This is a genomic window from Fictibacillus sp. NPDC058756 (assembly GCF_042746035.1).
Classification (GTDB): domain Bacteria; phylum Bacillota; class Bacilli; order Bacillales; family Fictibacillaceae; genus Fictibacillus.
On sequence record NZ_JBHYPU010000001.1, the window covers coordinates 489,145 to 501,194 of the forward strand.

The window sequence follows — 12,050 nt, forward strand, 5'->3', positions numbered from 1 at the left end:
ATTGAAATTAATTTGATTTTATAAAGGAATAATGTCAGTTAAAGTCGAATAATTCCAGTATATGTAATTTAATAAGAGGAGGTACAAATGAAGAAGAGATTATCCAAAGGTGAAAATAATTTTATAAAGGGATGTACGAAAGCGATATTACAAAATGACACTAGTCATCATCACTGGCTCTTTGTTGTTGGAGGGGTTAAACAATATATCAGTCATAAAGATGAAACTTATCTTGAAAATCATCCCATCTTTAAAAATTCAAAATGTATATGTGCAATTGGAAAAGAGTTTATTACCGACTGGCATCACAAAGCTGGAAAAGATGATCTATCAAAACCCTGGATTAAGCGCTCATTAGAAGAAATGCTTGCTAACAGTGAATCATTTGCAGAACTATATTATGCTGCTGAAGATCTAAGAGAGTTAGATAAAGATGAGGTTTTAAATTCTTTAAATACAGGTGGTCTTTGTGAGAAAGGAAAAGAAGAATATTTGAGAAAGGTAACAACCTTGCTCCACAACTAAAACGGCTTTAGAATGTGGAGATGAAATCAGAAAGTAATATGTTATTATAAAGTATATTATCAAATTATTGGAAATAAAATGTTTTCACAAAGGTGGTATAGAAATGGTTTTATTTGATGGAGAAGTAATTGAGAGGTTTAATACCAATAGAGACGATTTTCCTGCATTTTCAGAAGAACAAATTAACGAGAAATATGCTAAAGGTGATGTAAGAATCGTTACTGAGCAAGGACGATTTCAGCTTACTACAATAGAATCTATTGTAGAGGGTTCCGATTATATTCTTAATCCAGAGTTTCAAAGAAGACATAGATGGGATGTTGAAAGAAAGTCTAGATTAGTAGAGTCTTTTATTATGAATGTACCTGTTCCTCCAATATTTTTATATGAAGTTGATTTTTCTCTTTATGAAGTAATGGACGGATTACAAAGATTAACTGCAATTTATGAATTTTATAAAAATAAGTTTGCTTTAACCGCACTAGAAGAATGGAAAGAGTTAAACGGTCTAACATATTCTGAACTACCCTCGCAAGTCAGAAAAGGTATTGACCGAAGATATCTATCTTCCATTATTCTCCTGAAAGAAACCGCAAAAACCCCTGAAGAAGCCCAAAGATTAAAACAACTGGTCTTTGAAAGAATTAATAGTGGTGGGGAAAAATTAGAACCTCAAGAAACAAGAAACGCATTATATAATGGAGCTTTAAATCAACTATGCATAAAGCTTGCAAGAAATAAATATTTTTGTAGAATATGGGAGATACCCGAGCCTACACCTGAAGAATTAACATGTGATAATTTACCTCGAGAACTGACAGAAAATCCGTTATTTAAGAAAATGACAGATGTTGAATTAGTACTTAGATTTTTTGCTTTTAGACACATTGATAACTGGGAAAGAATGACTTTAGAAGATTTTCTTGATTCCTTCCTGAAACAAGGGAATTTGTTTAATCAAGAAGTTATAGATAACTATCAAATACTATTTGAGCGGACAATCAATTTAGTACATGATGTTTTAGGAAACGAGGCGTTCAATCTGTATAGAATCAGAAACGGTGAGTGGAAGTGGTATAGAAGACCTACAAAAGTAGTTTTTGATCCTATCATGCAAGTATTTTCAGAGTATATCCACAGTCCAGAACTACTCATAGATAAAAAGATAGAAATTCAGGAAGGACTAACCGATTTTTATAAAGAAAAATATGATGATTTTGAAGGAAGAAACACCGGTAAATCACATGTAGTCATAAGGATACAAAAGATGAGAGATTTTATTAATGGTGTATTAGAGGCTAAGAAATGAAATCGGTTTTAACAGATTTAAGAAGAGGTCTTGAAGAAATAAGAAAGTTTATTGAGAATAGTAAATTACAAAGACAATTATTCATTATCGTCAGGAAAAATGAAAAAAGTAACCTTCTGTTAAGACCACGAGAATTAGAGGATGAAGTAAGCAAATTCATGTTTCATTATGATTCATTTAGTAACAAGAAAATTTTTGAATACAATACTATAATCATTTCCCTTTATGGTTATTTTGAAAACTATATTGAAGAAATTCTTAAAGCTTATATACTTTCACTAAGAAGTTATATAAAATCTTTTGAAGATATGCCTCAAAAAATAAAAGAAAACCATGCAGACTTATCTGCTCAACTTATACAAAATAAAAATATACCAAAGTACCAAGGCCTAGTGTCGACAGAGAAAATTGTGACCAACATGAGTCTTTGCCAAAATGATGATCCAGCTTACGAAATTAATCTTGACGCATATACATATCACACATCTAACTTTAGAGAAGGGAGTATTAATGAATTTTTCTCTAAAGTAGGCATTGATAATATTTCGTCTTTAATACTCCGATACCCAAAATTTAACGATTATATTATTGAAAATGAAATAAGTAAAACAATTGCTTTTGATATAATGAATGATTTAGCAGATAGACGTAATCAGGTGGCACATGGTTCAGTTGATAACATACTAGACATAGATATTTTAATGGGATATATAGATTTCTTTGAACTTTATTGTTGTTGTTTATGCGAGGTCCTTTTTATGCACTCGTTGGATTACCGTGCTAGAAACAATATTTATCAGTATTGTCTCAATACACCTATAGAAGTATATGGAAGGAATATTGTTTGTTTTGAGGTAACAAATGTTCATTTAAAAAAAGGGGATACTTTATATGCCCAAACAAATAATGTAGCAGAAACAATAAGGTACGGCACTATACAATCTATTCGAATAAATGACGTTGAAGTAAATGAAATTACGTCTGGTGAAAACTGTAAAATAAGTATAAAAGTTGATTTTAAAGTTAGTGAGAATTATAGCTACTTTATTCCAATTACAGATGTTAATAACAGTACTCTACAAATAGTATAAAAAATACCACATATTATAATGTAATAAAATCGGATATTATTCAACTAACTGATGCATTTCTTCAAGAAGGAGAAATGCTCATATTATTCTCAAAAGGTAAATCCTTTATTAATGGGGTTGAAATAAAACAAATTAATGAGAAACATCATTGAGATGTATAATGTATTAAGAAAAAACTCTAAAAAAGAATTAAGAAAAAATTGTCACCAGTTTCTCTTTTTACTGACATTGTCATTTATAATGCGGTGGGATATCTGATTATATTTGGCATTTAAATAAATTACAAAGAAAAATAGAAATTCGTATATATTGGGTTAGTTAGGAGAAGATCTATTTGCTTAAGAATTTAAACTTTCGTATTATATTTTGGTTTTTATTTCTTATTAGTATTATTTTCATTATTATGGTTAAATTTTCACCTTTAAAGGACATTCATACTTCACAGATAAGTTTTATTTCCTGGTTTCCTTTCGGTTTTGAGTTAGGAGAAACAGTTTTTGATCTTTGCATTGGCTATATAGTCAGTTGTATTTTTTACTATATTGTTGTCTATTTACCAGAGCAAAAAAAACGCAAACAAACAATGACAATAATTGAAAAAAGAATTGATAGTATCTTAGGATCTATGGGAATAACTATCTATTATTATTTTCACAAATACGGTATTTCTGAAAATAATAAAAGATTTCAAGAGCAGGTTGAGGATTTAGAAACAATAGACTGTAATAACAAAATGAATTTCAGCTATCAATACATTGAAAAACCAACGGGTCGAACGGTAAGAATGAATACCGGAGAGTTTACTGAAATAATGTCATTGTTAGACCATAGTAAAAGGATTCAAGGAACGATTAATAATATTTTCAAAATACCGGTAATAGTTAATATAGACGAGGATCTAATAGTAATTCTTGAGGAAATTAATAATTGTCAGTTATTTAGAACAGTTTCAGCATTGAAAATGTTTCCATTAGGCATAACACCAGGATTCGGAAAAGATTTATTTCTATATTACCTTTTGTATAAGAAACTTAGCAAATACATTGAACCAACGAAATATAATTTTGATCAAAGAGTAACACCATCGGATTAACGGGTATCCTTATTTCCTTATTGTTTGTGGATTATCGTTTACTCAATAATTCAACTGTCCGATTCTATTAACACCACAAAACAATCATAAAAAAAGTCCGTCAGTTATTGCACCGACATCTCCAACTAACAAGCCTCCTATTAATGCACCACCAATAGATTTTTTGTGAATTTCCAATTGATTCTTTAGCCTTTTAATCTGCTTTATAATTTAGATAGTAAGCAGATCCAATTATAGCTACTATAACTACTTTTCCAAATATAGGTGAAATAGAAATTACGAACATTTAAAAAACAAGCAAACCTGCTTTTTAAAAGTAGATCAGCTATATTTTCAACCTCGGGGTTAATTGGTTCTTTGTCTTAAAAAACAGGAAAAATACAATTCTTATTGAATCAATTTGTAAATCACTAATGTTAACACAAAAAATTTTTATTTAGAGGTGAACTAGGTGTTTATAATAAATAAAGAGAATAATAGAATAACTAAGTTAAATCAGAAGACATTTTCTGAATTAGGTTTTAGAGAGAGGGACCATCTTCAGGAATGGGTGGCTAATAATCCTGAGTCAATAGGAGAGGACTTGCTGATTATACAAAAAGAATTTAATGGTTTTAATGATACGAATGAAAGACTAGATTTATTAGCTTTAGATAAGCAAGGAAACATAGTGGTCATTGAAAATAAACTTGATGATTCGGGAAGAGACGTTACGTGGCAAGTATTAAAGTATGCCTCCTATTGTTCTAGCTTAACCAAAGGCCAAATTAAAAGTATTTATCAAGATTATCTAAATAAAATTTCCAGTGACCAAGAAGCAGAAGAAAACTTAAAAGAATTTTTTGAAGTTGAAGACTATGAAGAGATCGTTTTAAATAAAGGCTTAACACAAAGATTAATTATCATTGCAGCGAACTTCAGAAAAGAAGTAACCTCTACTGTGCTATGGCTGATGAATTACAAATTAAGAATACAGTGTTTTAAGGTTACACCATATCAACTTGAGGACCAATTACTACTAAACTTTGAGCAAATAATTCCTATGAAAGAAGCAGAAGAATATGTCATTAATATGGCAGAAAAAAATCAAGCAGAAATAAGCATTCAAGAAGAATCAAAGAACAGGTATAACATTAGAATACAATTTTGGAAATCACTATTACCATTAATAAATGAAAAAACAGATTTATTTAAAAATGTAAGTCCATCCAAAGATAACTGGATTGGAGCTGGAACTGGAATTTCATCTGTTTCCTACAATTTTGTAATGTCTAGAAATTATGCGAGGGTCGAGGTGTATTTACAAAGATCTGTTAGGGAAGAGAACAAATTTATTTTTGATGAATTAGTGAAGTACAAGGATTCTATTGAAGATAATTTTGGAGACCTACTTTTTTGGGAGAGACTTGATAATAAAAAAGCTTCCAGAATTAAATATCAGAAAGATGATGTAAACATCTTTAATGATGGAGATTGGGAAACTATGATCAACTTTATGGTAACCTCCATGGTAAAGCTTGAGAACTCGTTTAAAATACCTATTATTGAGGTTAGAAAAAATCTGATTTCTATGTTGAACTCAGTAGAAATTTAAAAATTAGGAATAAAGTAAAAGAATAGAAAAGATTTTCCGTTGGGTATTAGAGATAGGGAGCTACAATACTATTTTTTGATCAAACTTATCTTATTTAGGGAGTGAAAAAAATGAAAGAACGAATCACTTCGAGAGATATAATTAAAGCACTTAAAGAAAGAGGAGTAATTTTCTCTAAAGTGAAAAATCCGATCGGTAAAATAGAAAATTTTTCATCAATACTGGGACCAGCAAAACCAATTTATTTTTCAAGTAAGGAAAAAAATGAAAATTAATTTATATGAGGAATCTTCATAAATCAAAACGGGTGCATCATTTCATTAATGGAATGATACACCCGTTTTGTTTTTTTTTTGTATTTTATCATGAATATAAGATAGTAAACTTGGAAACAATAACTTCATATAAGTAAAATTATATGAAATTAAAGTGTTCGTATAAGTAACCTTATATGAAGAATAAAAACAAAAAATGCCTTTCATTTATAACCATAAAATTAAATAGTTTGTCCATGGTTTTGACCTTTTTATACACAAAAAGCTCATGTTTCTTAAACATGGGCTTTTTTTTATTTTTGGGGTATAAATCTAGAATTTTTGATAATGCTGTTATTAATAGATTGATAGAAGTTGAAGGTTGTGGGCCCAATCTTTTACTTACTTTTAATAATGAAAGGATAGATTAATAGATGAATAGTATGAATGAAAAGATTTGCCCTCAAGCGAGTAAGGCTTTAAATCAATACTTGGTAAATTTGAAAAATGAATATAAATCCGAAGCAACCATTACAAAGTATCAATGGATTTTAGAGCGCTTTTTTAACGGGTGTTGCATCCCTTTAAAAGATATTACCTCTGAAAACGTCTTAAATTGGTTAAACGAGTTTTCAGAAGGTAAAAGTGCAAAGACCATAGACCTTGTTCTAGCTTGTCTTTCTTCTTTCTTTAATTTTTGCTTGGAGGAAGAGTATCTTGAGAAGATGCTTATTAAAAAACGTTGGCGTCCAAAGATCCCACAATCCTTACCTCGCTATTTAAATGAAGAAGAGTACGCTAGTGTAAAAGTTGCTGCAGAAAAATTATCTTTACGAGACAGAGCACTTATTCATTTTATGTTTTCTTCAGGCTGCAGGAGATCAGAAGTATCCAACCTTGACTTACAAGATGTTGATATGAAACGACGAACTGCGGAAGTAGTAGGGAAAGGAAAAAAGATTAGGCATGTTCATTTCTCTGAGGAATGTGCATTAATTTTAAAAGATTATTTAGGAACAAGAACTTCAGATGAATCGGATGCGTTGTTCTTGAATAGAAAAGGTGAGCGTCTTCTACCAAAAGGAATCTATGAAATTACGAAAAAACTAGGGAAAATGGCTAGTCTTAAAAAGGTGTTACATCCACATGCCTTACGGCATACATTTGCTACAAATATGCTGGCAAGGGGAGCAAAGATAGAATTTATCGCGGATGAATTGGGTCATTCAAACTTGAATACAACCAGAATATATGCTCGAATTCCAACCGAAGATATGATACTCGCTTATCAAAATATAATGGGGTGAGAACCGATGAATGAAAAAATTATGCAGGCTTTTTTTCTGGATCACCAAGCTCGTTTTAGTGCAGAAACAGTTCGAAGTTACAAGGTTGCCCTCGTTAAGTTCTTTACTTTTTGCGACAAAAAGTATGATGAGGTCAAATTAAGCGATATAAGGGAATGGATTGCTTCTTTGAATCAGATTGGATTGAAACCAAGAACTGTTCATTTGAAAATTTCAGCTGTAAAATCCTTTTATCGTTATGCAATGGAAGAACATCTTGTGAAGAAAAATCCAACTTTAAAGGTTAAAACGCCAAAAAAAGAAGACTCTCTTCCATATTATTTAACCCAACTGCAAGTAGCCCTTTTGCAAGAATTAACTCGGAATAATGTAAGAGATCGAGCAATAGTTGAAGCCCTGTATGCCACAGGAGTCCGTGTTAGCGAACTTTTGCAAATCAAATTAGAGGATATTAAATGGGAAACCCGACAAATCTGGATAAGAAAAGGAAAGGGAAATAAAGAGAGGTTTGTCTTGTTTTCCTATGAATGCGCTGAGCGTTTAAAAACATATCTCGAATTACGCAAAGAGGTAAGTGAGTATTTATTTGCGAGTAATCGAGGAGGGCATTTAAGCCGCATCTTAGTAGAAAAACGTTTCCAAGAGTTTTCAAAACATTTAGGCTTTAAAGTCGTTCCTCATACCATGAGACATACCTTTGCTGCGCACCTAGCAGAAAAAGGGATGGATTTTAGCTACATTCAGGACTTATTAGGACATGCCAATATCAATAGCACTCGCATTTATACACGTCTCATGAGTCATGCACGAAAACAAAAATACGATCAATTTCAAAAATAAGAGAAGGGAGGTAGGTTAGATGTTCAAGTACTGGGAGGTTAGTAAAGAATTACCAAATGAAGAGAACAAGAAAGTGATCAATGAATTTTTGTTAAGTTTAAAAAATAGGGATGAACACAAATCTACTATTAATTACTTTCGTTTAACGTTGCAATCCTTTTTTAAAGAAAAAAGAGATTTGTTTTCCTCTCTTACATTTAAAGCTTTTGAACAATGGCTTTTGGATTATCAAAAAGGTCGAACAGACGAGACCGTTAACAAGCTGTTAGAAGTTTTACGTTCCTTTTATTCCTTTTGTAAAGATAAAGGCTATCTGGAAAAATCACCTATTCGAGAAGAAGGGGTCAAATATTGGGAACTTAAAATACAGTTACCGAACGAAGAAAACGAGCATGTCATCAATGAGTTTTTAGTCAATCTTAAAGACTTAAATTTTAGTAGGAGTACAATTATAAGAATAAGGGATCATTTACAAATGGTATTTAAAAAGATAGAAGAGCCATTTACCTCACATACTTCTAAAAATACTAAACAATGGATTAAGGAAATGCAAAAATACTTGAAAGAAAACACAGTAGAGGGTTATTTGTCGAATCTTCGTTCGTTTTATAACTACTGTACAGAGAAAGGCTATATAGATGTAAATCCAATAATCTATTCGCGTAAAAAAGCAGGTGAATACTGGAAGGTGACAACCCCGGTATTGAACAAGGAAAATAAAGAAAGGATTAATGAGTTTTTGTTAAGCCTTTATAGTATGAATTATAGCAAGTTGACTATTCTTTCTTATCGAACAATCTTACAAAACTTCTTCAAGAAGGAAAAAAAAGTGTATTCATCCATTAGTTCTGAAGAAATTCATGAGTGGGTGACTCAACTTTCAACAAAAGTTAAAGAAGGAACTCTTAAATTTCGTTTAAATGTGCTAAATTCTTTCTACACGTTTTGTGTAGAAGAGAAGTATATTGAAAAATCACCTGTAAAAAGAAGATGGTTTCCTCGTCTTCCAAAGCCCATTCCCAAGTTTCTGAATAAGGGAGAAGTAGTCAGTATACGAAAACAATGTGAAAGTGAACCACTACGAAACCGTGCATTGGTAGAATTTATGCTTACTTCAGGTTGTAGAGTAAGAGAGGTCTACATGCTTGACCGTTGTGATGTAGACTTAGAAAATCGAACAGCGATGGTTACTGGTAAAGGGAAAAAAATTCGTCAAATCTATTTTTCAGTAAAGAGCTCTCTGTTGCTTGAACGCTATTTAGAAACCCGAAAGGATAATAATCCTGCACTCTTTGTCACTCATCAATTTTATCCTAAACGTCTCTCAATAAAATCGATGAGGACTGTTGTAGCTAGAATAGGATTAAAGACAGAGTTGCAAGGTAAACTTCATCCTCACAGATTCAGACATACCTTCGCAACAAATCTGTTGGAAAAGGGGGCAGATATTTCTTTTATTGGTGATTTATTGGGTCATTCAAATCTTAATACAACAAAGATTTACTCAAATTTACCAAAACAAAAAATAATCTCTTTATATCGTAAGTATATGGGATAATGGAGGATGAAAAATGAGCCAGGAAGTTATCGTAGATCAATTCATAATGGACAATCAATTCCGTCTTGAGCCAAAATCACTGCAAAGATATAAGCTTTCAGTGGATCAATTTTTTAAACACACAGGGAAATCTCTGGATGCCATTAAAAAGTCGGATATTCGTCATTGGCTTGTACACTTGAAGGGAGAAGGATATAAACCACACACAATTTGGACAAATTTGACAGGACTGAAAACCTTTTTCAAGTATTGTCTAGAAGAAGGTCATATCATTAAGAATCCCGCGTCTGAGGTTCCCTTTCCGCGTATTGAGGAAAAACTACCTTATTACTTGTCTTTCGAACAGCTAGACAATATCCGAAAGCTTATAGGAGATAGGTTACAGGAACGCGCGATTTTAGAAGTGTTGTATGCCACCGGTATGAGAATAAGTGAAATGTGTTCAATGAAAAAAGAGGACATTAATTGGTCAGAACAGATTGTTCATATTCCAATAGGGAAACGAAAGAAGGGCCGAATTGTTCCGTTTAGCCGAAACTGCGCAGTTTACCTTAAAGCTTACTTAGATTCTCGTATCGATAATTCCCCTTATGTCTTTTTAACGCTAAGGTCTAAAGGTAGACCCATTTCTCAAAGCACAGTAAAGAGGATGTTTAGAGCATACTCAAAATGTTTAGGTTATAGAGTCACGCCACATACGTTAAGACATACATTTGCTGCACATCTGGCTTCAAAGGGAATGCCACTTGAATGCATTCAAGTGATTTTGGGTCACGAACAACCACATCTAACTCAGTATTATGCACGACTATATAATCATGCTCGTAAAGAGGGATATGATTGGTTCATGTGAATTCTTCGGATTGAAGGAAGGGTATGCCTTATATTATCAGAGGTATATCAGATGATCCTTTAAGTTTATATAGGTCGTAAGAGTGTTGATAGAGGAATATTCCTTTTCCAACACTCTTTTCTTCATTTGTTAAAGACTCCTATACTTTAAATCTAGTTTAATAAAAGACAAAGCTGCTTTCGTGACAACATTGTCTTTATTCATTCACTTTTTCACTTGTATTAATTCCGAATTAATTCTGAAGGATTTACCTGATGTGAAGGAGAAATGCTTATTTAATCAAATGACAAAGTAAAGATAAACAGTGCAAAGGAGAGCGAATATGATAAATAAAGCTGAGATAAAGAGCACTCCTTTATCTGGACAGTATAAAGAAAGGATCTACGATATACAAAGTTCATGGAACACACAGAATTGGACATGGGTACTATTTGAAAACGATGACTTTGGGGAATGGTTTGGTCAATTCCGAGGTTCCCCCCGTGGGGTTTCAGTTTCTAAAAAGCATGATACAGTTCTTGTTTTAACGTCTGATTATCTCTATCAGCTAGATCGGAAGAATGGGGATATGAAAGCCTATGAATCCAGTCCGCTATATAAAAATTTAATCCTAACCCCAAAAGATGACTATTTAATAGCGGATGATTATTTTATTGAAGTGATAGGGCCGAGTATACATAAAAAAAGGCGCTTAGAAAGTCATATACCGCTGGATGATATTACATTCAATGGTTGGGTTAAAGGGAAATTATTGATTTCTGCTCGGGAATGTTTAAATTGGGACAACCAAATGAAACTTGAGCTTGACGGTGAGACCTTAAAATTAACCATCATAGATACTAAATAAAGAGAAAGCGGATTATTGAATCTTAGGTAAATGGTTTGTAAATCTGTTCTTCCAAGTCGATATAGATAGAGGGGTGCAGATAATGATTGATTTTAGTTCACTTCAACCATTTATGGACGAATTATTGAGTAATGTGATAAGAGTTTTTATTTTTCCTGCAATCATAGCGGTTATAGCCGGAATGCTTACAAAGAAGTTAAGGATTCCAAACTATCTATCTGGATTGGTAGCTTCTATTGTATTTATATTCCTAGTATACAGGATGATCATTACAGTCAGCAGTTGATGAAAGGAGTTTATTTAAAACATCTTCCTAGGTTGTATCTTGTTTGATTAATAGGTAAGGGTAATCGGAAGATAGATGTTAGTGCTATAATCAATCAAAAATTTCAGCAGTTTTTTTATAGCCTTCTAATAGGAGATTACAGCGGGGATAGGGAGACCTATTCCCGTTTTTATATAAAAATCAAATAATTTTTGGGGCTTATAAAGAGCATACATTTACATGAAATGGACAAAATGGAGTTAGCAAAGACCTAACTTATAGTGCCAAGCTTAATGAGCGTCTAAAGCATGGTTTAACACTCCACTAAATATCAGCTCTTCGTTAGATAGGGAGTACACGCTTCTTTCTTGAACAAGTTTGACCAGGCGCTTTAGTTATGACTTAAAGATTAATATCACAGCACGAATAGCAAGGGGTTAAGCTACTTATGATAATCACTAAATAAAAATCATTACAAGTAACGAAACTTTGTGGATGATTGGTTTAACGGACA

12 protein-coding genes are annotated in these 12,050 nt (G+C 32.2%); all 12 read left to right on the top strand.

What is annotated here, in order from left to right; translation table 11 throughout:
- The first annotated feature begins 87 nt into the window (after positions 1 to 87).
- Entirely contained in the window at positions 88 to 525 is a 438-nt protein-coding gene (locus ACFW35_RS02405; RefSeq protein ID WP_379843522.1) for a hypothetical protein, read from the top strand.
- Positions 526 to 628: 103 nt separating this feature from the next.
- Positions 629 to 1,834, top strand: a complete 1,206-nt coding sequence (locus ACFW35_RS02410) for a DUF262 domain-containing protein (RefSeq protein ID WP_379843524.1) — start codon at positions 629 to 631, stop codon at positions 1,832 to 1,834.
- Complete coding sequence (locus ACFW35_RS02415) at positions 1,831 to 2,925, top strand: MAE_28990/MAE_18760 family HEPN-like nuclease (protein WP_379843525.1); 1,095 nt, start codon at positions 1,831 to 1,833, stop codon at positions 2,923 to 2,925. Before ACFW35_RS02410 ends, ACFW35_RS02415 begins: the two co-directional genes overlap by 4 nt.
- Positions 2,926 to 3,259: 334 nt before the next feature.
- Positions 3,260 to 4,018, top strand: coding sequence for a hypothetical protein (locus ACFW35_RS02420; protein WP_379843527.1), 759 nt, complete (start codon positions 3,260 to 3,262; stop codon positions 4,016 to 4,018).
- Between the two features lie 451 nt (positions 4,019 to 4,469).
- Positions 4,470 to 5,612 (top strand): DUF4268 domain-containing protein, encoded by a 1,143-nt coding sequence (locus tag ACFW35_RS02425; protein WP_379843528.1) that lies wholly within the window; start codon positions 4,470 to 4,472, stop codon positions 5,610 to 5,612.
- Positions 5,613 to 5,722: 110 nt separating this feature from the next.
- Entirely contained in the window at positions 5,723 to 5,887 is a 165-nt protein-coding gene (locus ACFW35_RS02430; RefSeq protein ID WP_379843530.1) for a hypothetical protein, read from the top strand.
- A gap of 413 nt (positions 5,888 to 6,300) precedes the next feature.
- Positions 6,301 to 7,173 (top strand): site-specific tyrosine recombinase/integron integrase, encoded by an 873-nt coding sequence (gene xerA, locus ACFW35_RS02435; protein ID WP_379843531.1) that lies wholly within the window; start codon positions 6,301 to 6,303, stop codon positions 7,171 to 7,173.
- A 6-nt stretch (positions 7,174 to 7,179) separates the two neighbouring features.
- Complete coding sequence (gene xerA / locus ACFW35_RS02440) at positions 7,180 to 8,013, top strand: site-specific tyrosine recombinase/integron integrase (RefSeq protein ID WP_379843533.1); 834 nt, start codon at positions 7,180 to 7,182, stop codon at positions 8,011 to 8,013.
- 19 nt (positions 8,014 to 8,032) lie between these two features.
- On the top strand, positions 8,033 to 9,571 hold the full coding sequence (locus tag ACFW35_RS02445) for a tyrosine-type recombinase/integrase (RefSeq protein ID WP_379843534.1): 1,539 nt from the start codon (positions 8,033 to 8,035) through the stop codon (positions 9,569 to 9,571).
- A 13-nt stretch (positions 9,572 to 9,584) separates the two neighbouring features.
- Positions 9,585 to 10,424: a tyrosine-type recombinase/integrase gene (locus ACFW35_RS02450; RefSeq protein ID WP_379843536.1), complete on the top strand. Its 840-nt coding sequence runs from the start codon at positions 9,585 to 9,587 to the stop codon at positions 10,422 to 10,424.
- A 322-nt stretch (positions 10,425 to 10,746) separates the two neighbouring features.
- Complete coding sequence (locus tag ACFW35_RS02455) at positions 10,747 to 11,271, top strand: hypothetical protein (RefSeq protein ID WP_379843537.1); 525 nt, start codon at positions 10,747 to 10,749, stop codon at positions 11,269 to 11,271.
- A gap of 82 nt (positions 11,272 to 11,353) precedes the next feature.
- Positions 11,354 to 11,557, top strand: a complete 204-nt coding sequence (locus tag ACFW35_RS02460) for a hypothetical protein (protein ID WP_379843539.1) — start codon at positions 11,354 to 11,356, stop codon at positions 11,555 to 11,557.
- The last annotated feature ends 493 nt before the right edge of the window (positions 11,558 to 12,050 follow it).

Excerpts from the sequence above, each read along its gene's own strand:
- ACFW35_RS02405 (WP_379843522.1), top strand. The coding sequence starts at position 88 with ATGAAGAAGAGATTATCCAAAGGTGAAAATAATTTTATAAAGGGATGT.
- ACFW35_RS02410 (WP_379843524.1), top strand. The coding sequence starts at position 629 with ATGGTTTTATTTGATGGAGAAGTAATTGAGAGGTTTAATACCAATAGA.
- ACFW35_RS02415 (WP_379843525.1), top strand. The coding sequence starts at position 1,831 with ATGAAATCGGTTTTAACAGATTTAAGAAGAGGTCTTGAAGAAATAAGA.
- ACFW35_RS02430 (WP_379843530.1), top strand. The coding sequence starts at position 5,723 with ATGAAAGAACGAATCACTTCGAGAGATATAATTAAAGCACTTAAAGAA.
- xerA (WP_379843531.1), top strand. The coding sequence starts at position 6,301 with ATGAATAGTATGAATGAAAAGATTTGCCCTCAAGCGAGTAAGGCTTTA.
- xerA (WP_379843533.1), top strand. The coding sequence starts at position 7,180 with ATGAATGAAAAAATTATGCAGGCTTTTTTTCTGGATCACCAAGCTCGT.
- ACFW35_RS02445 (WP_379843534.1), top strand. The coding sequence starts at position 8,033 with ATGTTCAAGTACTGGGAGGTTAGTAAAGAATTACCAAATGAAGAGAAC.
- ACFW35_RS02450 (WP_379843536.1), top strand. The coding sequence starts at position 9,585 with ATGAGCCAGGAAGTTATCGTAGATCAATTCATAATGGACAATCAATTC.
- ACFW35_RS02455 (WP_379843537.1), top strand. The coding sequence starts at position 10,747 with ATGATAAATAAAGCTGAGATAAAGAGCACTCCTTTATCTGGACAGTAT.
- ACFW35_RS02460 (WP_379843539.1), top strand. The coding sequence starts at position 11,354 with ATGATTGATTTTAGTTCACTTCAACCATTTATGGACGAATTATTGAGT.